At 72.5% G+C, this 24,253-nt stretch carries 28 protein-coding genes and 1 tRNA gene; 10 read left to right on the top strand and 19 right to left on the bottom strand.

Going from position 1 to position 24,253, the window contains the following annotated elements; genetic code table 11:
• Positions 1 to 223 precede the first annotated feature (223 nt).
• A tRNA-Leu gene (locus tag ACFY00_RS26225) sits at positions 224 to 307 on the top strand.
• A 71-nt stretch (positions 308 to 378) separates the two neighbouring features.
• Here the strand turns inward: ACFY00_RS26225 and rdgB are convergent.
• The 4 genes from rdgB to ACFY00_RS26205 all read right to left on the bottom strand — a co-directional run bounded on the left by rdgB (position 379) and on the right by ACFY00_RS26205 (position 2,619).
• Complete coding sequence (gene rdgB / locus ACFY00_RS26220; RefSeq protein ID WP_285737466.1) at positions 379 to 984, bottom strand: RdgB/HAM1 family non-canonical purine NTP pyrophosphatase; 606 nt, start codon at positions 982 to 984, stop codon at positions 379 to 381.
• A gap of 37 nt (positions 985 to 1,021) precedes the next feature.
• Positions 1,022 to 1,450, bottom strand: coding sequence for a hypothetical protein (locus tag ACFY00_RS26215; protein WP_388034005.1), 429 nt, complete (start codon positions 1,448 to 1,450; stop codon positions 1,022 to 1,024).
• An 89-nt stretch (positions 1,451 to 1,539) separates the two neighbouring features.
• A complete protein-coding gene (gene rph / locus ACFY00_RS26210; protein ID WP_388034004.1) occupies positions 1,540 to 2,265 on the bottom strand; it encodes a ribonuclease PH in 726 nt (241 codons plus the stop codon).
• A gap of 120 nt (positions 2,266 to 2,385) precedes the next feature.
• Positions 2,386 to 2,619: a glucose PTS transporter subunit EIIB gene (locus tag ACFY00_RS26205; RefSeq protein ID WP_388034003.1), complete on the bottom strand. Its 234-nt coding sequence runs from the start codon at positions 2,617 to 2,619 to the stop codon at positions 2,386 to 2,388.
• Between the two features lie 370 nt (positions 2,620 to 2,989).
• On the opposite strand from ACFY00_RS26205, the gene ACFY00_RS26200 reads away from it, so the two are divergent.
• Complete coding sequence (locus ACFY00_RS26200; protein WP_388034002.1) at positions 2,990 to 4,282, top strand: PTS transporter subunit EIIC; 1,293 nt, start codon at positions 2,990 to 2,992, stop codon at positions 4,280 to 4,282.
• Between the two features lie 255 nt (positions 4,283 to 4,537).
• Complete coding sequence (locus tag ACFY00_RS26195; protein ID WP_388034001.1) at positions 4,538 to 5,791, top strand: PTS transporter subunit EIIC; 1,254 nt, start codon at positions 4,538 to 4,540, stop codon at positions 5,789 to 5,791.
• A 12-nt stretch (positions 5,792 to 5,803) separates the two neighbouring features.
• On the opposite strand, the gene ACFY00_RS26190 is transcribed toward ACFY00_RS26195, so the two are convergent.
• The gene (locus ACFY00_RS26190; protein WP_388034000.1) at positions 5,804 to 6,751 is read right to left on the bottom strand and encodes a LuxR C-terminal-related transcriptional regulator; all 948 of its coding nucleotides are present in this window, start codon (positions 6,749 to 6,751) and stop codon (positions 5,804 to 5,806) included.
• A gap of 194 nt (positions 6,752 to 6,945) precedes the next feature.
• On the opposite strand from ACFY00_RS26190, the gene ACFY00_RS26185 reads away from it, so the two are divergent.
• Positions 6,946 to 7,863 (top strand): branched-chain amino acid transaminase, encoded by a 918-nt coding sequence (locus tag ACFY00_RS26185; RefSeq protein WP_388033999.1) that lies wholly within the window; start codon positions 6,946 to 6,948, stop codon positions 7,861 to 7,863.
• On the opposite strand, the gene ACFY00_RS26180 is transcribed toward ACFY00_RS26185, so the two are convergent.
• From ACFY00_RS26180 to clpS, 9 genes are all read right to left on the bottom strand, one after another.
• Positions 7,851 to 8,603: an MBL fold metallo-hydrolase gene (locus ACFY00_RS26180; protein ID WP_388033998.1), complete on the bottom strand. Its 753-nt coding sequence runs from the start codon at positions 8,601 to 8,603 to the stop codon at positions 7,851 to 7,853. The two genes, ACFY00_RS26185 and ACFY00_RS26180, sit on opposite strands and share 13 nt — an antisense overlap.
• A gap of 188 nt (positions 8,604 to 8,791) precedes the next feature.
• Positions 8,792 to 8,983: a MarR family transcriptional regulator gene (locus tag ACFY00_RS26175; RefSeq protein WP_388034050.1), complete on the bottom strand. Its 192-nt coding sequence runs from the start codon at positions 8,981 to 8,983 to the stop codon at positions 8,792 to 8,794.
• A 224-nt stretch (positions 8,984 to 9,207) separates the two neighbouring features.
• A complete protein-coding gene (locus ACFY00_RS26170; protein WP_388033997.1) occupies positions 9,208 to 10,176 on the bottom strand; it encodes a PLP-dependent cysteine synthase family protein in 969 nt (322 codons plus the stop codon).
• A complete protein-coding gene (locus ACFY00_RS26165; protein ID WP_033253819.1) occupies positions 10,176 to 10,454 on the bottom strand; it encodes a MoaD/ThiS family protein in 279 nt (92 codons plus the stop codon). Before ACFY00_RS26165 ends, ACFY00_RS26170 begins: the two co-directional genes overlap by 1 nt.
• Positions 10,455 to 10,573: 119 nt before the next feature.
• Positions 10,574 to 10,687 (bottom strand): putative leader peptide, encoded by a 114-nt coding sequence (locus ACFY00_RS26160; protein ID WP_324606789.1) that lies wholly within the window; start codon positions 10,685 to 10,687, stop codon positions 10,574 to 10,576.
• Between the two features lie 141 nt (positions 10,688 to 10,828).
• On the bottom strand, positions 10,829 to 11,260 hold the full coding sequence (locus tag ACFY00_RS26155; protein WP_380324058.1) for a Mov34/MPN/PAD-1 family protein: 432 nt from the start codon (positions 11,258 to 11,260) through the stop codon (positions 10,829 to 10,831).
• Positions 11,261 to 11,280: 20 nt separating this feature from the next.
• Positions 11,281 to 12,711 carry an amino acid permease gene (locus ACFY00_RS26150; RefSeq protein WP_388033996.1) on the bottom strand — a complete coding sequence of 477 codons (1,431 nt, stop codon included), beginning with the start codon at positions 12,709 to 12,711 and terminating at the stop codon, positions 11,281 to 11,283.
• Between the two features lie 158 nt (positions 12,712 to 12,869).
• The gene (locus ACFY00_RS26145; protein ID WP_388033995.1) at positions 12,870 to 13,445 is read right to left on the bottom strand and encodes a DUF2017 domain-containing protein; all 576 of its coding nucleotides are present in this window, start codon (positions 13,443 to 13,445) and stop codon (positions 12,870 to 12,872) included.
• A 42-nt stretch (positions 13,446 to 13,487) separates the two neighbouring features.
• Positions 13,488 to 13,823 (bottom strand): ATP-dependent Clp protease adapter ClpS, encoded by a 336-nt coding sequence (clpS, locus tag ACFY00_RS26140; protein ID WP_388033994.1) that lies wholly within the window; start codon positions 13,821 to 13,823, stop codon positions 13,488 to 13,490.
• 110 nt (positions 13,824 to 13,933) lie between these two features.
• Here clpS and ACFY00_RS26135 point away from each other — a divergent pair, with 110 nt between their 5' ends.
• A complete protein-coding gene (locus ACFY00_RS26135; RefSeq protein WP_388033993.1) occupies positions 13,934 to 15,247 on the top strand; it encodes a nicotinate phosphoribosyltransferase in 1,314 nt (437 codons plus the stop codon).
• A 183-nt stretch (positions 15,248 to 15,430) separates the two neighbouring features.
• On the top strand, positions 15,431 to 16,021 hold the full coding sequence (locus ACFY00_RS26130; RefSeq protein WP_388033992.1) for an isochorismatase family protein: 591 nt from the start codon (positions 15,431 to 15,433) through the stop codon (positions 16,019 to 16,021).
• A gap of 22 nt (positions 16,022 to 16,043) precedes the next feature.
• Here the strand turns inward: ACFY00_RS26130 and ACFY00_RS26125 are convergent, their stop codons facing one another.
• Positions 16,044 to 17,078: a type IV toxin-antitoxin system AbiEi family antitoxin domain-containing protein gene (locus ACFY00_RS26125; RefSeq protein WP_388033991.1), complete on the bottom strand. Its 1,035-nt coding sequence runs from the start codon at positions 17,076 to 17,078 to the stop codon at positions 16,044 to 16,046.
• Positions 17,079 to 17,395: 317 nt separating this feature from the next.
• Here ACFY00_RS26125 and ACFY00_RS26120 point away from each other — a divergent pair, with 317 nt between their 5' ends.
• Positions 17,396 to 17,926 (top strand): hypothetical protein, encoded by a 531-nt coding sequence (locus ACFY00_RS26120; RefSeq protein ID WP_388033990.1) that lies wholly within the window; start codon positions 17,396 to 17,398, stop codon positions 17,924 to 17,926.
• Positions 17,927 to 18,138: 212 nt separating this feature from the next.
• Here ACFY00_RS26120 and ACFY00_RS26115 read toward each other — a convergent pair whose 3' ends face one another.
• Entirely contained in the window at positions 18,139 to 19,056 is a 918-nt protein-coding gene (locus ACFY00_RS26115) for a cation diffusion facilitator family transporter (protein WP_388033989.1), read from the bottom strand.
• A gap of 3 nt (positions 19,057 to 19,059) precedes the next feature.
• Between ACFY00_RS26115 and ACFY00_RS26110 the strand changes: the two genes are divergently transcribed.
• From ACFY00_RS26110 to ACFY00_RS26100, 3 genes are all read left to right on the top strand, one after another.
• The gene (locus ACFY00_RS26110) at positions 19,060 to 19,335 is read left to right on the top strand and encodes a hypothetical protein (protein ID WP_388033988.1); all 276 of its coding nucleotides are present in this window, start codon (positions 19,060 to 19,062) and stop codon (positions 19,333 to 19,335) included.
• Between the two features lie 248 nt (positions 19,336 to 19,583).
• Positions 19,584 to 19,970 carry a hypothetical protein gene (locus tag ACFY00_RS26105; RefSeq protein ID WP_388033987.1) on the top strand — a complete coding sequence of 129 codons (387 nt, stop codon included), beginning with the start codon at positions 19,584 to 19,586 and terminating at the stop codon, positions 19,968 to 19,970.
• Between the two features lie 260 nt (positions 19,971 to 20,230).
• The gene (locus ACFY00_RS26100) at positions 20,231 to 21,331 is read left to right on the top strand and encodes a DUF2332 domain-containing protein (RefSeq protein WP_388033986.1); all 1,101 of its coding nucleotides are present in this window, start codon (positions 20,231 to 20,233) and stop codon (positions 21,329 to 21,331) included.
• Positions 21,332 to 21,338: 7 nt separating this feature from the next.
• Here ACFY00_RS26100 and ACFY00_RS26095 read toward each other — a convergent pair whose 3' ends face one another.
• The 3 genes from ACFY00_RS26095 to mycP all read right to left on the bottom strand — a co-directional run bounded on the left by ACFY00_RS26095 (position 21,339) and on the right by mycP (position 24,251).
• Positions 21,339 to 21,878, bottom strand: a complete 540-nt coding sequence (locus tag ACFY00_RS26095; RefSeq protein WP_388033985.1) for a DinB family protein — start codon at positions 21,876 to 21,878, stop codon at positions 21,339 to 21,341.
• Between the two features lie 81 nt (positions 21,879 to 21,959).
• Entirely contained in the window at positions 21,960 to 22,409 is a 450-nt protein-coding gene (locus tag ACFY00_RS26090; protein WP_388033984.1) for an HIT family protein, read from the bottom strand.
• A 393-nt stretch (positions 22,410 to 22,802) separates the two neighbouring features.
• Positions 22,803 to 24,251 (bottom strand): type VII secretion-associated serine protease mycosin, encoded by a 1,449-nt coding sequence (gene mycP / locus ACFY00_RS26085; protein ID WP_388033983.1) that lies wholly within the window; start codon positions 24,249 to 24,251, stop codon positions 22,803 to 22,805.
• Positions 24,252 to 24,253: the final 2 nt, after the last annotated feature.

The following is a 24,253-nucleotide window of genomic DNA, read 5'->3' as shown; positions in this document are numbered from 1 at the left end:
GGGGCCGGGCGCCGTGGGGGAGGAAGACGTGCCCGGGCCCGGCCGTTGCGCACCGCCCGGGACCCGGTTTTCCGCGGATCGGCGCGAACGTACGTGGTCTGGACCACACCGGTCAATAGGTCTGTACCAATTCTTGAACAAGCCAGGACACCCCGAACCGCCGCCCGAAAGGGTGGTGCACGCCCGTGCAACGGGCCAGTAGCATGGCGGAAGTCACGCATCGGCGGTCTTGGCGGAATTGGCAGACGCCCGGGTTTTAGGTGCCCGTGAGAGAGATCTCGTGAGGGTTCGAGTCCCTCAGGCCGCACCGGCGTTCAGGACGCGAAGAGGCCCGCCCCGGCTCCCCGGGGCGGGCCTCTTCGCGCATGCGTGGCTTCCTCAGCCGAGCAGTTCGGCGACGACCGGCGCGAGCGAGCGGAACGCCTGCCCGCGGTGGCTGATCGCGTTCTTCTCCTCGGCGCTCAGTTCGGCGCACGTGCGGCTCTCGCCGAGCGGCTGCAGGACGGGGTCGTAGCCGAAGCCGTTCGTCCCGGCCGGCTCGGTGCGCAGGGTGCCGTGCAGGCGGCCCTCGACCACCCGCTCGGTGCCGTCCGGCAGGGCGAGCGCGGCGGCGCAGGCGAAGGAGGCGGCCCGGTGCTCGGGGGCGATGTCGCCGAGCTGGGCCAGCAGCAGGTCCAGGTTGGCCTTGTCGTCGCCGTGCCGCCCGGCCCAGCGCGCGGAGAAGATCCCGGGCGCCCCGCCCAGCACGTCCACGCACAGCCCGGAGTCGTCCGCGACGGCCGGCAGCCCGGTCGCCCGCGCCAGCGCGTGCGCCTTAAGCAGCGCGTTCTCGGCGAAGGTGACCCCGGTCTCCGGCACGTCGGGCACCTCGGGGAAGGCGTCCGCGCCGACCAGTTCGACGTCCAGTCCGGCCGCGCCGAGGATGTCGCGCAGCTCGGCGACCTTGTGCTGGTTGCGGGTGGCGAGAACGAGTCGCTTGGTCATGGGCCCCAGCCTAGTGCCGCCGGTGCCGCGCCGGGCCTCAGCCGGTGCACACCTTGCTGACCCGCCCCGCCGCGCTGACCAGCGGCCCGAGATCGGGGGCCTGGTTGGCGTCGACGGCCTTCTGCACGTTGTCGACCTGGTTCTGCAGGTCGGTGACCGCCTTGGAGAGGTCCGCGTCGCCGGAGTTGCGCCCGAGCTTGTCCAGGTCGCCCTTGAGGTTCTGCAGCGCCTGCCCGGTGGCGTTCGGGTCCTGGTCGACGTTGTTGACCGCCTCGCCGAGCTGGGTGACGTGCGTGCTGATCTGCACCGCGGTGTTGGCGCAGCTGAGCGCCTTCTCCGCGGCGGAGCAGCTGACCGCGCTCAGCGGCAGCACCAGGGCCAGGGCGGCGACGGCGAGCGCGGTGGTGCGGTTGATGCTCAGCGGCTGCTGCATCGGCGAGTCCTCCAGGAGGGTGAGCGGGCTCACCCCGAACGTTAAGGCCCGGCCCGCGCGCCTGTACAGCACCCGTCGGCCCGTCCACCCTCCCTGACGGCCGTTCAGCCCACCGCGGTTCCCTACAGCTCCAGGGCCTTGCGCTGGATCTCGTCGAGCTCGGCGCAGCCCAGGCTGCCCAGGTCGAGCAGCTGGTCGAGCAGTGCGCGGTCGAAGGGGGCGCCCTCGGCGGTGCCCTGGACCTCCACGAAACGGCCGTCGGAGGTGCAGACGACGTTCATGTCGGTCTCGGCCCGGACGTCCTCCTCGTAGCGGAGGTCGAGCATCGGCACGCCGTCGATGATGCCGACGCTGACCGCGCTCACGCCGCCGGTGATCGGCTGGCCCTTGGCCCGCAGCAGCTTCTTCTCGCGCGCCCAGGAGACCGCGTCGACCAGGGCCACGTACGCGCCGGTGATCGCCGCGGTGCGGGTGCCGCCGTCGGCCTGGAGGACGTCGCAGTCCAGCACGATGGTGTTCTCGGCGAGCGCCCGGTGGTCGATCACGGCGCGCAGCGAGCGGCCGATCAGCCGGCTGATCTCGTGGGTGCGGCCGCCGATCTTGCCGCGGACGGACTCGCGGTCGCCGCGGGTGTTGGTGGCCCGGGGCAGCATGGCGTACTCGGCGGTGACCCAGCCCTCGCCGCTGCCCTTGCGCCAGCGCGGGACGCCCTCGGTGACGCTGGCGGTGCACAGCACCTTGGTGTCGCCGTAGGAGACCAGGACGGAGCCTTCGGCGTGCTTGCTCCAGTTCCGTTCGATGGTGACGGGGCGGAGCTGGTCGGGGGTGCGGCCGTCGATGCGAGACATGCCCCCGAGCGTATCGGGTCCCCGTCCGGCCCCCGGCGGGGGCGCACGCGCGACGGCCCGCCGGCCGGTGGTCTCCGGCGGGCGGGCCGTGCGGGTGGAGCGGCCTGCGGGGGGCTCAGCTCACATCATGTCCTCGATCTCGGCGGCGATCGGGTCGGCGTCGGTACCGATGACGACCTGGATGGCCGTGCCCATCTTCACCACACCGTGGGCGCCGGCCGCCTTGAGCGCGGCCTCGTCGACCTTGGAGGCGTCGAGGACCTCGGTGCGCAGCCGGGTGATGCAGCCCTCGACCTCGTCGATGTTCTCGATTCCGCCGAGACCGGCGACGATCTTCTCAGCCTTGCTGGCCATGGTCTTTCTCCCTCTGTCTCGGCGCTTCGGCGGTCGGTCGCCGGGTGCCGTACTGCGTGTGCGGTGGTGCCGGCCGGAGGTGACCCGGAATCAGTTTGCCGCGTCTTCCGACGGCGCGACCAGCATCACCCGGTTTCGACCGATATGCCACGTTAGTCCACTTTCGGGCTATCTCCGCGCGCGGCCGCCTCCGCGGCCGCCGGAGGATGGCGATCATCGGGCTCTCGAACCCGCGGACCGCCACTGCCTTGAAAATGGTCTACACCAATCCTAGGTGTACTCGGGACAACGCAGGACGGTCCGCCGGTGTTCCTGGCCCCACGCACGGATGATCCCCCCGGGGAACGGGAACGGCAGCGGAGGGCCGACGATGAGTTCACCAGGCGCCACGGCGCACCAGTCCACGTGGTGGCACACCTTCTACGGCGGCCTGCAGAAGATGGGCCGCAGCCTCCAGCTGCCGGTCGCCGTCCTGCCCGCCGCGGGCCTGCTGACCCGACTCGGCCAGGACGACATCTTCGGCAAGGACGGCCTCGGCTGGGACAAGGTCGCCAGGGCGATCGGCGCGGCCGGCGGCGCACTGCTCAACCCCGCGCTCGGCCTGCCGCTGCTGTTCTGCATCGGCGTGGCGATCGGCATGGCCAAGAAGGCGGACGGCTCGACGGCTCTCGCCGCGGTGGCCGGCTTCCTGGTCTACTACGCCGTCCTGCACGCGTTCCCGAAGGACTGCCCGGCCGGCTCGACGCTGGACGCCACGATCTGCGTGAACTACACGGACAAGACCGTGGTGGAGGCCGCCTACCAGAACCCCGGCGTGCTCGGCGGCATCCTGATGGGCCTCTTCTCGGCCTGGCTGTGGGTGCGCTACCACCGGGTCAGGCTGGTCGACTGGCTCGGCTTCTTCAACGGCCGCCGCCTGGTCCCGATGATCACCGCCCTGGTCGGCCTGCTGTTCGGCTCGCTGATGGTGTGGATCTGGCAGCCGATCGGCTCCGGACTGGAGGACTTCTCCAAGTGGCTCTCCGACCTGGGCGCCGCCGGCTCCGGCATCTTCGGCGTCGCCAACCGCGCCCTGCTGCTGATCGGCATGCACCAGCTGCTGAACACCTTCGTCTGGTTCCAGTTCGGCTCCTACACCAACCCGGAGACCGGCAAGTCCGGCACCGGTGACATCGGCCGTTTCCTGGCGGGCGACCCCTCGGCCGGCCAGTTCCTCTCCGGCTTCTTCCCGATCATGATGTTCGCGCTGCCCGCCGCCGCGATGGCCATCGCCGCCTGCGCCAAGCCGCACCGCCGCAAGGAGATCTACGGCCTGATGTTCTCGGTCGCGCTGACCTCTTTCGTCACCGGCGTCACCGAGCCGATCGAGTACTCCTTCGCCTACGTGGCACCGCTGCTGTACGGCATCCACGCACTGCTCACCGGCGTCTCGATGGCGGTCACCTGGGGGCTCGGCGTCCACGACGGCTTCAGCTTCTCGGCCGGATTGATCGACTACCTGCTCAACTGGAACCTGGCCACGAAACCGTGGCTGATCATCCCGATCGGCCTGTGCTTCGCGGTGGCCTACTACGTGGTCTTCCGGTTCGTCATCGTCAAGTTCGACCTCAAGACCCCGGGCCGCGAGGACGACGACGAGGTCGAGGACGTGACCAAGGCCTGACCCCAGGTCGGCGAGCGCGGCACCCCCGGCGGGAAGCATTCCCGCCGGGGGCGCGCTTTTGTTTCCGGTCGATCCAAAAGGAGTGGGATCCCGGTCAATTGATCCGTCGTCAACCCGGCCCAGGTTTCGATTCCGCAGCGCTTGTCCCCCGCGAACCTTAAGAGGGTTCCGGAGCCCGTTCGGCCCGTGCTAGAAAGCTGAACGAGGCCTTAAGTGGTCTAGACCAGAATCGCGCTGCCGTGAGGAACCACCGCTATGAGTACGACCGCGCAGAACTCCCGGCCCGCGGCGGCACCCGGCGGACGGGAGCTGCGCTCCCGGGTCTTCGCGTCCCTCCAGAAGATCGGCCGCAGCCTCCAGCTCCCGATCGCCGTGCTGCCCGCCGCGGGCATCCTGCTGCGGCTCGGCAAGGAGGACGTCTTCGGCGACCAGGGCCTGGGCTGGACCAGGGTCGCCGAGGTGTTCTCCGCCTCCGGCCACGCCGTCTTCGACTGGATGCCGCTGCTGTTCTGCGTCGGCATCGCCATCGGCTACGCCAGGAAGGCCGACGGCTCCACCGCGCTCGCCGCCCTGGTCGGCTTCCTCACCTACCACCAGGTCCTGACCGCCTTCCCGAAGACCGGCTACCAGGAGCTGCCCGGCCGGGACGTCGCGGCCACCTACCAGGACCCGGGGGTGCTCGGCGGCGTGGTGGTCGGCCTGCTCTCCGCGGTCCTGTGGCAGCGGCTGCACCGCACCCGGCTGGTCGACTGGCTCGGCTTCTTCAACGGGCGGCGGCTGGTCCCGATCGTGATGGCCTTCGTCGGCACCGCCCTCGGCGTCTTCTTCGGCCTGTGCTGGGGCCCGATCGGCAGCGTGGTCGACCGCTTCAGCAGTTGGACGATCGGCCTCGGCGCGCTCGGCTCCGGCCTGTTCGGGCTGATCAACCGGGCCCTGCTGCCGTTCGGCCTGCACCAGTTCGCCAACACCTTCTTCTGGCAGCAGGCCGGGACGTACCGGGTCGGCGGCCAGGAGTTCCACGGCGACCAGACCCGGTTCTTCCAGCACGACCTCGCGGCCGGCCAGTTCATGTCCGGCTTCTTCCCGATCATGATGTTCGGCCTGCCCGCCGCCGCCCTCGCCATCGCCCACTGCGCGCGCCCGGAGCGCCGCCGCGCCGTCCTGGGCATGATGTTCTCGCTCGCCCTGACCTCCTTCGCCACCGGCATCACCGAGCCGATCGAGTTCGCCTTCCTGTTCATCGCCCCCGTCCTGTACGCCCTGCACGCCGTGCTCACCGGCCTGTCCATGGCCGTCACCTGGGCGCTGGGCGTGCACCACGGCTTCACCTTCTCCGCGGGCGTCATCGACTACGTCCTGAACTGGAACCTGGCCACGAAACCCTGGCTGATCATCCCGATCGGGCTGTGCTTCGCGGCGGTCTACTACACGCTCTTCCGCTTCGTCATCGTCAGGTTCGACCTCAGGACCCCGGGTCGCGAGGAGGACGACGGCTTCGAGGACGGGTAGGCCGGGCAGGGCCTAGATCCAGCCCAGCCGGGCCGCGTGCACGCCCGCCTGGAAGCGCGACTGGGCGCCCAGCGCCGTGGTCAGGTCGGCGACCAGGCGGCGCACCGTGCGGTCGGAGATCTCCAGCTTGCGGCCGATCGCCTGGTCGGTGAGCCCGGCCGCGAGCAGCCGCAGCACCTCGCGGTGGCGGTCGTCGGGGGTGGTGCGGCCGAGCAGCTCCGGCGGGATCCAGCTGGCCGCCCAGAAGTGCTCGAACAGTTCGCGGACCACGCCGACCACCGCCGGATCGCGGACCACCACCGCCGCGCTGCCCGGCGGCTCCCCCGGCGCGGGCAGCACCGCCAGGCCCGCGTCGACCACGATCAGCCACAGCGGCAGGGTGTGCGCGACCCGGATGTGCGCACCGGCGGCGGTCAGCGCCTGGACGTGGGCCAGCACCGCGCCCTGGTGCAGCGCGGCGGCGGGGTAGATGGTGCGCAGGGTGACCCCGTGGGCCAGCGCGATCCGCTCGCGGGCGAGCTTCCCGGCCAGGCCGCTCTCGGACTGGTCCTGGCCGGGGCGCAGCGAGAGCGCCTCGGTGCGGGCGGCGCGGGCGGCGTCCTCCAGCAGGGCGGCGACCCGGTCGGCGCCGCGGACGAGTTCGTGGGCGGTGCCGGTCTGCAGCGGCAGGTAGCGGGCGTGCAGGTGCTCGACCCGCTCGCGGGTGCGGCGGGCCTCGCCGAGCAGTTCGGTGAAGCGGCGGTCGGAGTCGGCGAGCAGGCGGCGCACGGCGGTGTCGATCGAGACGGCGGTGACCCCGCTGCCGGTGGCGGAGGTCTGCCGGAGCAGGCCGAGGCCGCGCAGTTCGCCCAGTGCCTGCTCGAACTCCCCTTCCGCGCAGCCGAGTTCCTCGCGCAGGGAGTCCAGCGGCAGGCCGGGGTCGGCGAGCAGGCGGGCGTACAGGGCGGTGCTGGTCTCCACCCTCCGGGAGCCTAGGGCCGCGGCCGGGGGACGGACCGTGGTTTTCAGCATGCGAGACGGCGGACGGGGGGCCGGGGCGGGTAGCGGCGGCGGGTGCCCGGCATCCGAGACGGGCGCTCCGGTGGCGGCCATGGCCTGATCCGGCGCGGCCGGGGGCCTTCGCCGAGCGGCCGGGGGTCTCCAGGATGGGCGGCATGGCGATTCCCGAGTCTTCCGTGATCTGGTTCGACGGCGCGCTGGTGCCCTGGCAGGAGGCCCGCGTCCACGTGCTGACGCACGCGCTGCACTACGGCACCGGGGTGCTGGAGGGCACCCGGGTGTTCGAGACCGCGGACGGGCCCGCGGTGTTCCGGCTGGACGAGCACCTGGCCCGGCTGGAGCGCAGCGCCCGGATGCTGCGCATCGAACTCCCGTACAGCCAGGAGGAGTTGGCGGAAGCGACGGTGGCGCTGGTGGCGGCCAACGGCCACCGCTCGTGCTACCTGCGGCACCTGGCGTTCCTGGGCTACGGCTCGATGGGGCTGGACATGCGCCACTCCCCCACCAGCGTGTCGATCGCCTCCTGGGAGTGGCCGGCCTACCTGGAGGCGGGGCGCGGGCTGCGGCTGATGACCAGCAGTTGGCGGCGCACCGACCCCAACTCCGTCCCCCCGGCGGCGAAGGCCACCGGCCCGTACCTCAACTCGGCGCTGGCCCGGCGGGAGGCGACCGACGCGGGCTTCGACGAGGCGCTGCTGCTGGCGCCGGACGGCACGGTCAGCGAGTGCAGTTCGGAGAACGTGTTCGCGGTCCGCGGCGGCGTGCTGCGCACCACCCCGGCCAGCGCGGGCGCCCTGGAGGGCATCACCCAGGACACCCTGCTGACGCTGGCCCGGGAGCTGGGCGTGGAGGTCCGGGTGGAGAGCCTGCTGCGGTCGGACCTGTACGCGGCCGACGAGCTGTTCATCTCCGGGACGGCGGCCGGGGTGGTCCCGGTGGCCTCCCTGGACAACCGGGAACTACCGTCCGCCGAGGGCGAGTTGACCAAGAAGCTGGCCGAGGCCTACCGGGCCGCGGTCAGTGGCGCGGACGCCCGCCACCGGCACTGGCTGACGCCGGTTCACAGCTCGTAGACGGCCCCGGCCCGGGCGAGTTCGACCGGCCCGGCGAAGGCCGCGGCGGCGTCCGCGCGGTTGCGCTCGGCGTCGGTCCACGGCGGGATGTGGGTGAGGACCAGCCGGGCGGCCCCGGCCCCGGTGGCGTGCTCCCCGGCCTGGGTGCCGTTGAGATGGATGGAGTCGAAGGTCTCCTTGCCGTCCGTGTAGGCCGCCTCGCACAGGAACAGGTCGGTGCCGCGGGCGAGTTCGACCAACGCGGGGCAGACGCCGGTGTCCCCGGAGTAGACCAGGCTGCGGCCGCCCGCCTCGATCCGGAAGCCGTACGCCTCGCAGTCCAGGTGGTTGACCCGGGCGGCGGTGACGGTGAACGGGCCGAGCTCCAGCCGGGCGCCGTCGCTGAGGTCGCGGAAGTCGAAGACCTCGGTCATGCCGGGCTTCTCCGGCATGTCGTAGGCCCGGGCCAGGCGCTCGGCGGTGCCGCCGGGCCCGTGCACGGGCAGCGGGTCGGGGCAGCCCTCGACCCGGTAGTTGCGGGCCACCCAGTAGGCGCACAGGTCGACGCAGTGGTCGGCGTGCAGGTGGCTGATCAGGACGGCGTCCACCTCGTACAGACCGGTGTACTTCTGCAGCGCGCCGAGCGCGCCGTTGCCGAGGTCGAGGACCAGGCGGTAGCCGTCGTGCTCCACCAGGTAGCTGGAGCACGGGGAGTCCACGGACGGGAAGCTCCCCGAGCACCCCACCACGGTCAGTTTCATGCCGAGCCCTTCCCGCCCCGTCGGGCCATCGTCCGCGGCCGTCCGCACCGCCGGGCGGGCGGGGCGGGGTTCTTCGACTCCGTCGGTGCTTTGACTGTCGAGGGTAAGGGCCGGGCGGCACTTTGCCCCCTCTCCCGTGCCGGGCTGTGGGCGGAATCACCAGGACGGGGCGGGGGCGTTCGAACGCGCTACGAACGGCGGCCGGGGCGGGTCAGCGCCCAGGCGCGGATGGTCTCCGGGTACCAGCGGGGGTGGCCCGCGGCGTCCACCAGGTCGGGTTCGGGCAGCAGCCCGTGGCGCTTGTAGTTGCGCACGGTCTCGGTCTGCACGTTGATGTGCAGGCCGATCTCGACGTAGGACCAGAGCTCTCGGCCGGGCATCGCGCCCACCTCCAGGACGGCGAACCAGTGGTGCGCCGCCAGCCTGGCGGGACGGTCCGCGGCGGCCGGGGCGCGACCGGCGCGGTGGCGGTTCCGTGACGAACCGGTCACCCGGAACGGACAAATACCGCACTGTCACAGCGGAACGACGATCGGACGAGCGGACGGCGCGGCCCCGGGAAGGGGTGCCGCGCCGTGGGTGCCGCCGTGCTGCCGCCGCCCGCTCAGGCCCAGAGCTGGCCCTGCAGCGCCTCGACCGCCGCCTCGGTGGTCTCGGCGGTGTAGATGCCGGTGGACAGGTACTTCCAGCCGCCGTCGGCGACCACGAACACCACGTCCGCCCGCTCCCCGGCCTTGGCGGCCTTGCGGGCCACGCCGATCGCGGCGTGCGCGACCGCGCCGGTGGAGACGCCCGCGAAGATGCCCTCCAGCTGCAGCAGTTCGCGGGTGCGGGTGACGGCGTCGGCCGAGCCGACCGAGAAGCGGGTGGTGAGCACCTCGGCGTCGTACAGCTCGGGGACGAAGCCCTCGTCCAGGTTGCGCAGGCCGTAGACCAGGTCGTCGTAGCGGGGCTCGGCGGCCACGATCTGCACGCCCGGGACCTTCTCGCGCAGGTAGCGGCCGATGCCCATCAGGGTGCCGGTGGTGCCCAGGCCCGCCACGAAGTGGGTGACGGTGGGCAGGTCGGCGAGGATCTCCGGGCCGGTGGTGGCGTAGTGCGCGCCGGCGTTGTCCGGGTTGCCGTACTGGTAGAGCATCACCCAGTCGGGGTGCTCGGCGGCGATCTCCTTGGCGATCCGGACCGCGGTGTTGGAGCCGCCCGCGGCGGGCGAGGGGATGATCTCCGCGCCCCACATCCGGAGCAGCTCGCGGCGCTCCTCGCTGGTGTTCTCCGGCATCACGCAGACCATCCGGTAGCCCTTGAGCTTGGCCGCCATGGCGAGCGAGATGCCGGTGTTGCCGCTGGTGGGCTCCAGGACGGTGCAGCCGGGGGTGAGCCGCCCCTCCGCCTCGGCGCGCTCGATCATGCGCAGCGCCGGGCGGTCCTTGATCGAGCCGGTCGGGTTGCGGTCCTCCAGCTTGGCCCAGAGCGTGACCCGGCCGTCCTCGTTCCCGGGGACGCCGGCCGAGAGCCTCGGCAACCGCACCAGGGGCGTGTTGCCGATGGCCTCGATCGGGCTGTCGTAGCGCATTACTTCATACCGCCGGCCACGGCCGGGAGGATGGTGACGCTGTCGCCGTCGGAGAGGGCGGTGGAGACGCCGTCCAGGAAGCGGACGTCCTCGTCGTTCAGGTAGACGTTGACGAAGCGGCGCAGCTCGCCGCCGTCCAGCAGCCGGGCGGCGATGCCGGGGTGGCGGGAGTCGAGGTCGGTGAAGAGCTCCCCGAGGTCGGCGCCGTTGCCGTCGACGGCCTTGGCGCCGTCGGTGTAGGTACGGAGGATGGTCGGGATGCGGACCTCGATGGCCATGGCTGCGCTCCTGTGGAGTGGGTTCGGGCTGCCGGGCCGGGCGGGGCGCGGCAGGGGGAAGGGCCCCGGGGCGGCGGGGCGGGAGGTCTGGTGCGGCGGGCGGCTCTGCCGGTCGGCGGTCAGCGCGCGGCGGTGCCGGGACAGATCGCGCTGGCGAGCCGGCACAGGTCGACGTGCAGGCGCGCCACGAGGCGGATGCCTGGGGCCTGATTGCTCACATCGACGGAACGCATGGACTCATCGTATAGATTCCCGACCCCGCTTTGACATGCGTGTCTCGGCATCCGGTCCACGGCGTTCCGAGGCATGAGAAAACGGGCCGATCCGCCGCGCGGGACGCAGGTCGGACCGGCCCGTCGCCGGGCGGGCTGGGGTCAGGCGGCGTAGGCCTCGACCACCTCGACGTCTTCCTCCGTGATCACACCGTCCACGATGCGGAACGAGCGGAACTGGTAGGGGTCCTCCTCGCCGGTGCCCTCGGCGGTGGAGACCAGCACGTAGTGGGCGAACGGCTCGGAGGCGTAGCTCACGTCGGTGCGGGAGGGGTAGGCCTCGGTGGCGGTGTGCGAGTGGTAGATCACCACCGGCTCCTCGTCACGGTCGTCCATCTCGCGGTAGAGCTTCAGCAGGTCGCCGGAGTCGAACTCGTAGAAGGTGGGCGAGCGGGCCGCGTTGAGCATCGGGACGAACCGCTCGGGACGCCCGGTGCCGGCCGGTCCGGCGATCACGCCGCACGCTTCGTCCGGGTGGTCGGCGCGGGCGTGGGCGACGATCCGGTCGCGCAGTTCTCGGGTGATGGTCAGCATGCGGCCAGGATAGCGAGGCGTCAGCGGCCGTCCTCGGGGCGGCTGTCGACGGGTGCGAGGGCCGGGTCGCGGCGGCGCAGCACCGCGTAGCCGACCACCAGGAACAGCGCCCAGGCGGGGAAGACGTACAGCGAGATCCGGGTGTCGGGGTCGACGCCGATCAGGACGGCGACCAGGGCGAGGAAGGCCAGCGCGAGGACGCGGCTCCAGTTGCCGCCGGGGGCGCGGAAGCTGGGGGCGGGCAGCCGCCCGGACGTCCAGGCGGCGCGGTAGCGGATCTGGCTGGCCAGGATGGCGCCCCAGGTCCACAGGCCGCAGACGGTGGCGACCGAGGTGATGTACTGGAAGGCCCGTTCCGGGACGCAGTAGTTGAGCACCACGCCGACGCCCATCAGCAGGCAGGAGACGGTGATCGCGGCGGCGGGGGTGCGGCGGGCGTTGAGCCGGGTGAGCCGCCCGGGGGCCTGTCCGCGCAGGGCCAGGTCGCGCAGCATCCGGCCCGTGGAGTACATCCCGGAGTTGCAGGAGGAGAGCGCGGCGGTGAGCACCACGAAGTTGACGATCCCGGCCGCCGCCGGGATGCCGACCTTGCCGAACGCGGCGACGAAGGGGCTGACGCCGGGCTGGAACTCGCTCCACGGCACCAGCGACAGGATGACCACCAGCGCGCCGAGGTAGAACAGCGCGATCCGCAGCGGCAGGGTGTTGATGGCCCGCGGCAGGGTCTTCTCCGGGTCCTCGCTCTCCCCGGCGGTGACGCCGACCAGCTCCACGCCCACGTAGGCGAACATGACGATCTGCAGGGTCATCACGGTGGCGCCGACGCCCTTGGGGAAGAAGCCGCCGTCCTGCCACAGGTTGGTGATCGAGGCGGTGTCCCCGGCGTCCGAGAAGCCGAGGGTGAGCACGCCGACACCGATCAGGATCATCCCGAGGATCGCGGTGACCTTGACCATGGAGAACCAGAACTCGATCTCGCCGAACAGCTTCACCGAGATCAGGTTGGCCGCGTACAGCAGCACCAGGAAGACCAGCGCGGTGGTCCACTGCGGGATGCCGGGCGCCCAGAAGCGGACGTAGACGGCGGCGGCGGTGGTCTCGGCCATGCCGGTGACCACCCAGAACAGCCAGTACGTCCAGCCGGTGACGAACCCGGCGAACGGGCCGAGGAACTCGCGGGCGTACTCGGCGAAGCTGCCGGACACCGGGCGGTAGGTGAGCAGTTCGCCGAGCGCCCGCATGATCACGAAGATCACCACGCCGGCCACCGCGTAGCTGAGGATCAGACTGGGGCCGGCCTTGGAGATGGCGGTGCCCGCGCCGAGGAACAGGCCGGTGCCGATCGCGCCGCCGATCGCGATCATCTGGATCTGCCGGCTACCCAGACCGCGCTGGTAGCCCTCCTCCTCGGGGACGGGCTCGACCGTCCCGTCCGTCACCTGCTGCGTCATCCGCCACCTCGCCTCCCGGTCCGCGCCGGCCGGTCGGCCGACGGGCCCCGTCTTCCCGGGGAGGCAGCAGTGAACCACGCGAAGGGCCCGGAACGCCTCATATCTGAGCGTCACCTGAGGAATCGGACAATACGAGGGAAACGGCTGGTCGGACCGGGTCAGCCCGCCATCGCCTCCAGCAGGCTCTCCTGCATCGCACCCAGCCACAGGTAGGCCATCACCAGCGGCTTGCGCGGGTCGGAGTCGGGCAGCCGGTACAGGCCCTCCTCGTCCTCCTCGGTGACCTCCAGCCGGCTGCCCAGGGCCAGCCGCAGGTCGTTCAGCGCGCCCAGCCAGTGCGGGAAGTCGCCGGGCCCCACCTCGAGCACCCCGCCCTCCCCGCCCAGCCCGTCCAGCTCGCGGACCACCAGCAGCGCGTCCTCGCGCTTGCGGGCCCGCAGGTCCAGCTCGGTGTAGCGGCGGAACTCGGACGCCATCTCGGCCGTCCGCGGGTCCTCCGGGGCGCCCGGCCCGCCGTACGCGTCGGGGAACAGCCGCAGCAGCGCCGGGTCCTCGGGGGCCTCGCTCGGGCCCTCGGCGAACAGCGCGGCCAGCGGGTCGTCGCTCCCCCCGCCGGGCGGCGGCCCGATCAGCTCCAGCATCTGCACTTCCAGCGAGCGCAGGATGGACGCCTCGAACTCGTCCAGCGCGATCGCCGCGCCGCCGTCGCCCGCACTCTCGAACAAACCGGCCATGTGTCTGGAATCAGTCCCTCGTGGATGGTGGGTGACGGTCCGTCAGTCGTGCTGCAGGGTGGCCCACAGGCCGTAGCCGTGCATCGCCTGCACGTCGCGCTCCATCTCCTCGCGGGTGCCACTGGAGACCACGGCCCGACCCTTCTGGTGCACGTCCATCATCAGCCGGTGCGCCTTGTCCTTCGGGTAGCCGAAGTAGCTCTGGAACACGTACTGGACGTAACTCATCAGGTTGACCGGGTCGTTGTGGACGATGGTCACCCACGGCGTGTCCGGCTCCGTGACCGGAACCCCCTCCACCTCGGGGCGCTCGATCTCCACCGGCGCGACACTCACAGTCCGTCTCTCCTCGTCGACCTCGGCTTCCCCCCGTCCCATGCTTCCATCCGAGGGACGCAGGAGCGAATCAGGGTGCCCGGCGCGGCACGACCCGGGACCCCGCGAGAGAAATCGTCAAACTGACGCTAAGTGGTAGTAGCATCATTCCCATGGACGCCATCACCGCGCACCGCAGCTCCGCGCTGCTCACCGACCGCTACGAGCTCACCATGCTGCAGGCCGCGCTGCGCAGCGGCGCCGCCCACCGCCGCTCGGTCTTCGAGGTCTTCACCCGCCGCCTGCCCGACGGCCGCCGCTACGGCGTGCTGGCCGGGACCGGCCGGGTGCTGGACGCCATCGAGGACTTCCGCTTCACCGCGCCGCAACTCGACTGGCTGGCCGACCAGCAGGTGGTGGACGACGACACCCTGCGCTTCCTCGCCGACTACCGCTTCACCGGCAGCGTGCACGGCTACCCCGAGGGCGAGGCGTACTTCCCCGGCTCGCCGCTGCTCACCGTCGAGGGCAGCTTCGCCGAGGCGGTGATCCTGGAGACGGTGATCCTGTCGATCCTCAACCACGACTCGGCGATCGCCGCCGCCGCCTCCCGGATGACCGCCGCCGCGGGCGGGCGCCCGGTGATCGAGATGGGCGCCCGGCGGACCCACGAGCGGTCCGCGGTGGCCGCCGCCCGGGCCGCCTACCTGGCGGGCTTCGCCGCCACCTCCGACCTGGAGGCCGGGTTCGCCCACGGCATCCCCACCACCGGCACCGCCGCGCACGCCTTCACCCTGCTGCACGACAGCGAGCGGGACGCCTTCACCGCGCAGGTCGACTCGATGGGCCGCGGCACCACCCTGCTGGTGGACACCTACGACCTCGCCGAGGCCGTCCGCACCGCCGTCGAGGTGGCCGGCCCGCAGCTGGGCGCCGTCCGGATCGACTCCGGCGACCTGACCCTGCTCGCCCACCGGGTGCGCCGCCAGCTCGACGAGCTCGGCGCCACCGACACCAGGATCATCGTCACCTCCGACCTGGACGAGTACGCCATCGCCGCGCTCGCCGCCGCCCCGGTCGACGGCTACGGCGTCGGCACCAGCCTGGTCACCGGCAGCGGCCACCCGACCTGCGCGATGGTCTACAAGCTGGTCGCCCGCGAGTCGGCGCCCGGCGGCGAGCTCGTCCCGGTCGCCAAGCGCTCGGCCGGCGGCAAGACCAGCGTCGGCGGCCGCAAGTGGGCCGCCCGCCGCCCCGACCGGGACGGCGTCGCCGAGGCCGAGGTGGTCGGCACCGGCCCCGTCCCCGCCGAGCTGGAGCCGCACCTGCTGCACGTCCCGCTGATCACCGACGGCGAGGTGGTCGGCCGCGAACCGCTGGACGCCGCCCGCGAGCGCCACCGCCGGGCCCTCGCCGCCCTGCCGCTGTCGGCCACCCAACTCTCCCGCGGCGAGCCGGTGATCACCACCGAGCGGTACGCCGGCTGAGCCCGCCCCGGGCCGGAGCCCCGGCCCGGCTCCGCCCGCCGGACTTCCGCGCCCGCCCGGCACTGCCTAGAGTGCCAACCGCCGTACCGTCCGGGCCCGCCCGGGCTCCCCGACACCACCGCGGCCGGGACCCCGGTCCCGGCCCGCACCCATCCGAACGAGCCCACGAGAGAAGAGCCAGCCATGCACCGGGCCCTGATCGTCGTCGACGTGCAGAACGACTTCTGCGAGGGCGGCAGCCTTCCCGTCGCCGGCGGGGCCGAGGTCGCGGCCGCGATCACCGACCTGATCGCCGAATCCGCCCCCGGCTACGCCCACATCGTCGCCACCCGCGACCACCACATCGACCCCGGACCGCACTTCGCCGCCGAGCCCGACTACGTCCACTCCTGGCCCGCGCACTGCGTGGCCGGCACCGAGGGCGTGGGCTTCCACCCCAACTTCGCCCCCTCGGTGACCTCCGGCGCGGTCGAGGCGGTCTTCTCCAAGGGCGCGCACGCCGCCGCCTACAGCGGCTTCGAGGGCTTCGACGAGCACGGCGGCACCCTCACCGACTGGCTGAACGAGCGCGGCGTCACCGACGTCGACGTGGTCGGCATCGCCACCGACCACTGCGTCCGCGCCACCGCCCTGGACGCCGCCCGCGAGGGCTTCGCCACCCGCGTCCTGCTCGACCTCACGGCCGGCGTCGCTCCCGCCACCACCGCCACCGCGCTGGACGAACTGCGCGCCGCGGGCGTGGAGTTGACCGGAACGCCGATCGTCCGCAGCTGACGCCCGGCCAATTCGCCCTGCATCACCGGTCGGTGACCACCAGCTCCACCACGTCCTCCCCGCCGATCCCGTACGCCTCGGCCAACTCGCCGCCGAACGCCTCCCGTTCGGCGGCGAGCCGGGTGGAGGAGACGTACACCACCCGCACGCCCAGGTACTCCATCCGGTGCTGGCCGCCGCGCACCCAGGCCGCCTCGCCCTCGCTGACGCAGCGCAGCCCGGAGTCGACCTCCACCGCCACCGCCGCCTCCGGCCAGTACAGGTCCGGCACCGCGACGTAGGTGCCGCCGCGCATCCGCAGCTCCGGGCCGCACAGCGGCACCGGCAGGCCCAGCTCCACCGCGAGCCCGACCAGCTCGCCGAACGCGGCCTCCCGGCGCGCCGCCAGCAGCTCGTCCACCGCCGCCCGCACCCGGGGCTCCGCGAGCAGCCGCGCCTCGGCCAGCTCGGCCAGCAGTTGCTCCGCCGTGCAGCCGCCCCCGCGGCCGCCGGCCAGCGCCTCGCGCAGCAGCGCCCGCAGCAGGCCCGGACCGATCCGGCCGGACTCGAACGCGCCCCGCTCGCTCCACTCGCGGATCGCGTCCGCCACCGCCAGGGCCACCGGGGCGACCGCCAGCCCGTGCACCGACCTGGCCTCCAGCTCCCGCCCGGTGCGCCGGATCCGCACCTGCCCGGCGTCCCGCAGGCGGCGCTGCCGGGGCACCAGCACCTCCACCCCGAGCACGGCCGGCAGCCGCGGCACCGACACGAACCCGTACAGCGCCAGCGCAGCCGCCCCGGTGATCACCGCCCCCTCGCGGGCACCGTCCCCGGCCGGACCGTTCTGCGCCGCGTACAGCAGCGCGGCCCACATCCGCTGCTCGGGCGTCGGCGCGCCCTCCTGCAGCAGGTAGACCCGCGGCAGCAGCCGCTGCCAGGGCCCGCCGCTGCGGCAGTGCTCGCTCACCATGCGGGCGGGCACGCCGCGGGCGCGGAGCTGGCTGGCGGTCACCACGTTCTGCTGGCGCCGGGCGAGTTCTTCGAGGGACGCGGGCTGTTGCGGAATCCGGTAGCTCATGCCCTCCACGTTCCCCCGCACCGCTGACACCCGGCACCCGACCTGACGACCTGTTACGCAACCGTCGTCAAACCGGGACTGCTCCGCACTAAAGTCCCCATACCCTCACCCATTCGGCGTATCGGACGTTCACTCCGGTGCCGTAATAGATCGGACTTGTTTTCTAGTATCCGATTTTCATCGGATCGACACAGCATTGCGATCCCCTCGAGTCCGCAGTGCCGACCTGGGCGATCTGACCGCACGTGAACGATTCCACACCCAACGTCACCGACCCCGGCGTCGTCCACCGCCTCGAATTGCCTACCATCGGGCACATGCCCCGCGACGAGACATCAGCCCAGCGCGCCGCCCGACTACGCCTCGGCCGCCTGCCCGGCTACGTCCGCCAACCGGATCCCGCCCGGCGCGGCGGGGAGGACGGACGTACGTACAAGAAGGGCTGGGAAGTGCGTTTCACGGCGCGCAGCGAAGCGGAGATAACCGAGATCCGCGAACTCGTGGCCGCCGCCGGCTTCGCCCCCGCCCGGCCCTTCTTCAAGGGCCACCAGCTCATCCAGCCGGTCTACGGCATCGCCGCGGTGCAGGCGTACCTGGCCGCCCGCGAGAGCCTCGAAGCCACCGAGGCGACCACCGGCGCCGACACCCGCACCGACCCGCGCACCGCCGGCATCCCCGAGCAGACCCGCCGCGAACCCGACAGCGTCGCGGCTGCCGTCCGGGCGGCCGAGAGCGCGGCGGCCCGGGCGGCGGCGGAGGCCCGGGCGGCGGCGGAGGCGGGCCGGACCGAACGGGCCGGACGGGCCGGACGGGCCGACCGAACGGGGCAGGCGGCGCGCGAGCGCTGAGCACGGGCACCGAGCGGCGCACACGGGGAGCGGGTACGGGGGCCCGCACCGCGAAGCGCTGGACGGCCCGCCGACGGCCCGGGCGCGCCGGAGCCGCCCCACGAGGCCCCTCCGGCCCCGGGAGAGCCGCAGAAGCCCGCCCAGGGGCCCACCGGCCCCGTCGGCGGGCTTTCTGACGCGGCGTCAGTTCGCCGGACGCCCCTCCGTCGCGGTCAGGTCGCCCCGGCCGGAGCGTGGTCGATGTGCACGGTCGCGGCGAGCAGCCGGGGGACGGCCCGGATCAGGGCCCGTTCGGCGGCCTCCGCGACCTGGTGGCCGGCCACCACCGTCAGCGTGCCGTCGACCACCACGTCCGCCTCGGCCCGCAGCGCGTGGCCGATCCAGCGCATCCGCACCGCGCCGACCCCGCGCACCCCGTCCACCGCCGCGAGTTCGCGTTCCGCGGCGTCCAGCAGGGCCGGGTCGACGGCGTCCATCAGCCGTCGGCCCACCTCGCGCACCGTGCCGCGCAGCACGCCCAGGATCGCCACCGTGATCAGCAGCCCCACCACCGGGTCCGCGTACCGCCAGCCCAGCGCGCTGCCCCCGGCGCCGAGCAGCACCGCCAGCGAGGTCAGCCCGTCGGTGCGGGCGTGCAGGCCGTCCGCGACCAGGGCCGCGGAGCCGATCCGGCGGCCGGTGGCGATCCGGTAGCGGGCCACCCACTCGTTGCCGACGCACCCCGCGAGGGCCGCGGCGGCCACCGCCCACAGGTGCCCCACCGGCTGCGGGTCCAGCAGCCGCCGCGCCGCCGTCCACCCCGCCACCAGCGAGGACGCCGCCACCGCCAGCACCACCGCGACGCCCGCCAGGTCCTCGGCGCGCCCGTACCCGTACGTGTAGCTGCGGTTCGCCGCCCGCCGCCCCAGCAGGAACGCCACGGCCAGCGGGACGGCGGTCAGCGCGTCCGCGACGTTGTGCACGGTGTCGCCGAGCAGCGCCACCGAGCCCGACAGCGCCGCGATCACCGCCTGCGCGGCGGCCGTCGCGCCCAGCACCAGCAGCGAGACCCAGAGCGTGCGCAGGCCCTCGGCCGAGGACTCCATCGCCGCGTCGACCCGGTCGGCGGCGTCGTGCGAGTGCGGGCGCACCAGGTGCGCCAGGCGGTGCCGCAGGCCCGGACGGCCGTGGCCGTGGCCGTGGTGGCCGTGATCGTGGTGGCCGTGGCCGTGGTGGCCGTGATCGTGGTGGCCGTGGCCGTGGTGGCCGTGATCGTGATCGTGGCCGTCGTCCGATGTGTGATGGTGGTCATGCCCGTGACGCGGGATTCGCCCGTGAAGGTGAGTCCCGTCGCTGCTCCAGCGTTCACCCATGGGGCTTACAGTGGCACACCGGCTCCCCTGCAGCCACTGTCGATGTACCACCCCTGACCAGGTGCGATGCTCTCGCAGCTGCGCCCGGCGGGCGGCATTTGCTGACGCTCCGTCACACAACGGCCCGAATCCGCTCCGGCTCCGGGCATCTCAGCAGACTTGTCACCCACAGCACCCGCCCGAGGGCCTAGAGTGAGCGCTGACGCTCCCCGTCCGGCCCAGATCGAGAGGCAGCTGATGTGACTGACCGTCATGTCCCGGCCGCAGACTCGGCATTCGCTGATCGGTCCGCCGAACTTCCGTACGTGTCCGTCGAGTTCGCCGCCTTCTGCGAGCTCCACGAGCCCAGGTACCAGAGCTACGCCCGGGTCTGGTTCCCGGAACCGGGCGCCGCCCACCGGGTGGTCCGGCTCGCCCTGCACGCGATCGCCTCGGTGTGGCCGACCGTCCTGGAGAGCCCGAACCCGACCGCCGAGGCCTGGCAGATCCTCCGCGACACCGTCACCGAGCAGTACGGGATCGCCGAACCCAGCGGCCTGCGCCCCGACGTGGACGGCGACGAGGACCTGGCGATCCTGCACTACGTGGTCGGCCTGGCCACGCCCGAGATCGCGGACGTGGTGGGCGGCGACACCGCCAGCATCACCAGCCAGCTCCGCCAGACCCACCGCAGGCGCGCCACCGACTGGTGACCCCGCAGCCCCGCTCCCCCGCCCCCGGCAGGCGCGCGGCGCGAGGTTCGCGCCCCCGGGTCGCCTCGGCCGCCGACGGTGCGCTCCGGGTGCGGAACGCGGCCACCGGGCCGCTCGCCGCCCCTCCCCCGCCCGGACCGGTCGCACCCGAAGGGCCGGTGATCGAGATCACCCCCGGCGCCCTACCCCCGCACACCCGGCAGGCGAAGGATGAGGGCGGCCGATCACCGTCGGCCCGACCGCCCAGAACGGAGACCCGAATGCCGCTCGCCCACGCCGCCGCCATGTTCCGCCACCAGGCGGACTCCTGCGCCGAGTTGGGCTCACCGCTGTCCGCCGCCCTGCTGCGCCGGGCCGCCGAGGACCTCGCCGCGGGCGGACCGTGCGCGGAGGCGATCGCCGGGCACGAGGACGCCCCCGGCCCGGACGCCGTCGCCCTGCGCCTGCTCGGCGCCGTCCACGCCCTGGTGCTGTCCGACCTGGCTCCCGACCTCGCCGCGCACTACCCCAGCGTCGGCGGACACTTCGACCCCGCCGACCCGGACGCCCCCTGGCCCGCCTTCCGCGCCGCCGTCGCCGCCCACCTGCCGTTCGTCCGCGAGTGGCTCACCCGCCCGCCGCAGACCAACGAGGTCGGCCGGGCCAACCTGCTGCTCACCGGCCTCGCCTGGGCCCAGCAGCAGCGAGCCGCCCCGCCCCTCCCGGTGCGGCTGCACGAACTCGGCTCCAGCGCGGGCCTCAACCTCCTCGCCGACCGGTTCCGCTGCACCTCCCCGGGCTTCTCGTACGGCCCGCCGGACTCCCCCGTCGTCCTCGCCGACGCCTGGCAGGGCGAGCCGCCCGCCTGGCTGCCCGGCGCCCCGCTCCAACGGGTGACGGAGCGCCGCGGCTGCGACCCCGCCCCGATCGACCCGCGCTCCGCCGACGGCGCCCTGGCCCTGCGCGCCTACCTGTGGGCGGACCAACTCCCGCGCGTGCAGCGGCTGAACGGCGCCCTCGCCCTCGCCGCCGAGACCCCCGCCCCGGTCGAACGGCTCGGCGCGGCCGCCTTCCTGCGCGACGTGGAGACCGCCGAGGGCGCGCTCACCGTGGTCTGGCACTCGATCATGCGGCAGTACGTCCCAGCCGAGGAATGGCGTTCCGTGGAGGACGAGTTGGCCCGGCTCGCGGCCGCCTCGACCCCCGCCGCCCCGTTCCTCCACCTCGCCTTCGAACCCCGCCGGGTCGGCACCGCCCACCGCTTCCTGCTCACCGCCCGACTCGGCACCGGTCCGCAGCAGACGCTCGCCGAGGCCAAGCCGCACGGCCTGCCCGCCCGCACCCTGGAGCAGGACGACCCCGCCCTCCTGCCCATCCTTTGACCTGTCGTCAACCCACCTGGTACGGAAGCCCGGTGACGTCGTAGCGGTGGTGCACCGGGTCGTGGATCAGGTAGCGGGCGAAGGACTCCACGGTGAACCGGGCACCGTCGCTGCGGTCCCCGGTGCGCTGCCGGTCGGCCACCGCCACCGACTCGAAGGAACGCGCCAACTGCTCCCCCGCCGCCGCCAGTTCGACGGCGACCACGGCCGGGTCCTGCTCGTGGTAGCGCTCCTCGACGGCGGTGGCGTCCTGGTCCCAGTTCGCGAACAGCGGGCCGTCCTCGTCCAGCATCAACCGCAGCCGCACGTCGAACAGCCGGAACACGTCCCGGACGTGGCAGGCGTACTCGAGCGGCGACCACACCCCCGGCTCCGGCCGCTCGCGCAGCGCCGCCCCGTCGCCGCCCAGCAGGGCGACCCAGAACTCCGCGTTCGCACGCACCATGTCCGGCACCGCTTCGAAGGCGACCGCAGGGGTGTCCAGGCCGCAGTCGGCACAGGGACGCTCGAGGACCCAGGTCCAGTCCTTGGTGTCAGGAGTGATCATGGCCCCAGCATGGCCGACCCCGTACCCGCCCCACCAGCAGCGAGAACGCCAGCCGCCGTCGACATCCCGCCACCCCGCCCCTCACTCCCCCAGCGCGGCGGCCAACCGCCCGGCCAACTCGTCCATCCGCTCCACCGGCACCGCCCGCTCCCCCGCCCCCAGCAACCCGAACACCCGCGGCCCCCGCCACTCCACCGGCCACTCCTCCCCCCGCGGCACCACGTGGAAGTGCACGTGCGCGAACCCCTCCGCCTCCCCGAACTGCGCTACGTACGCCTTCCGGCACCCCGTCACCACCGCCAACGCCCGCGCCAACCGCACCTGCCACACCCCCAGCGAAGCCGCCTCGGCGTCACTCAGCTCCGCCATCGACTCCAGGTGCCGCCGGGGCAGCAGCACCAGCCACCCCGGCAACGCACAATCCACCGCGTGCACCACCCGCCAGTGCTCGTCCACCGCGATCCGCTGGTACGCCGGCAACCGCTCGAACTCGCCCTCCCGGGCGCACGCGTAACACTCCCCACCCGTCATCCCCCCACCCTACGGCCGCCCTCAGCCCTGCCCCACCCCGTTCACCGCACACACCGAGGACGTCGGCACCAACCCCGGCAACAACCCGTCCAACAACCGCGAACACACCTCCCGCTGCCGCTCGTCCTGCACCCCCTCGGCCACCGCCACCCCCGACACCCCCACCACACCCGCCACCACCACGACCAACCCCGCCACCGCACACTTCCACCGCACCACAGCAACCACCTCCGGGCATCGGACGACCACACTTCCGCCATCTCCTACCCCACCACCCCCGCCCCGCCCGAACACCCTCCCCCATCCGCAGCGTGTCCCTCACACCAACGGCCCCCCGCAGAGCAACCGGGCCCCCGCCCGGCCACCCCACGAGGGGCCGTCCACCACCAAACCTCAGCCCTGGTACGGATTCCCCCCAGCCGGCGGCTGCTGCACCGGATACCCCGGCTGCCCACCCTGCTGCTGCGGCGGGTACCCCGGCTGCTGCCCCTGCGGATACCCGTACCCCGCCACCTGCTGCGGCTGCTGATACCCATACCCGGGCGCCCCGGGCCCACCCGGCCCACCGGGACCACCCGGGCCACCACCGCCGTTGCCGTTCTTGGAGCGACGCACCAGAACGACGATCACCACGGCCACGATCACGGCGATGACGCCGCCACCGATCGCGATCAGCATCCCGGTGTTGCCCTTGCTGTCCGAGTCACCACTCGCCTGCGGAGCGGCCGAGCTACCGCCGTTCGACGGCGTCTTGGCCCCACCCGTCGCAGGCTTCGAGGCCCCTGCGGACGGCGCGCCCGAAGGCCCGTCGATGTTGGTCCAGTCCGGCTCCGCCCGGTTGAGCAGCGGGTTCTCCTTCGGCCCGTTGTCCACCGCGGGATTCGCGGCCAGTGCGCCCGACGGAGACACAATGCCGTACCCGTACTTGTCGTTGGGGAACGGGCCCTGATCCTTCTGCTGGTAAGCACTACTGGTCATCCTATTGATGACCTGGCCCGCAGAGAGGCTTGGATACTTCGAGCGAACGAGCGCAGCAATCGCCGAGACAAAAGATGAAGAATCAGAGGTCCCGGAGGGGTTACCATACCCCCCGCCGGGAGCAGCATGGTGGATTTTATCGCCCGGAGCAGCCAACGTAATCTGCGGACCCGTGGAAGAATTCTTCCAGATGCCTCCAGTTTCCGTGACGGCCGAAACCGCTACCACCCCAGGAAATCCTGCGGGATAGGAGACCACAGGGATGCCATCATTACCAGCTCCGGCAACAAGGACAATGTCCTTCTGGATCGCATAATTAATCGCATCCCTATATTCCCCCTGCTTCTCCCCGGGTCCCGCAAAGGACATATTGATCACTTTTGCATTATGATCAGCCGCATACCGGATCGCCTTGGCAAGGCTGTGATAGTCCACCCCCTTCCCCGTTCCGATACTCAGCCCGGCGTCAATGTCAATCTTTATCGGAAGGATTTTCGCCTTGGGCGCAAGACCCATCACACCTGCACCGTCACCGTGCCCATGCGCGGCAATGTTGGAAGCCATGCCGGTTCCATGCCCCTGGCTGTCAGTGCGTCCATCGCCACCTGAATTGGTGAGGTCAAGGCCAGGAAGTACCTGTCCAGACAAGTCCGGGTGACTGGCATCGACGCCGGTATCAATAACTGCGACGATCACTCCCTCGCCCTGGCTGATAGGCCAGACCTTGGTGGCCATGTCGTAGTTCTTCAACACCCACTGCTGATCGCGGTCCTGGTCCGCAGCAGCAGGCCCGGCACTCACGCCCCACAACAGGGCTCCCGCAGCAAGCGCGGCCAGACCGCGCACGGATCGGCTGGTCGTCAAGC

Source organism: Kitasatospora sp. NPDC001540, from assembly GCF_042894345.1.
Taxonomy (GTDB): Bacteria; Actinomycetota; Actinomycetes; order Streptomycetales; family Streptomycetaceae; genus Kitasatospora; species Kitasatospora phosalacinea_C.
The sequence above is the reverse complement of the archived record's forward strand: the minus strand, read 5'-3'. Positions and strand labels throughout refer to the sequence as shown.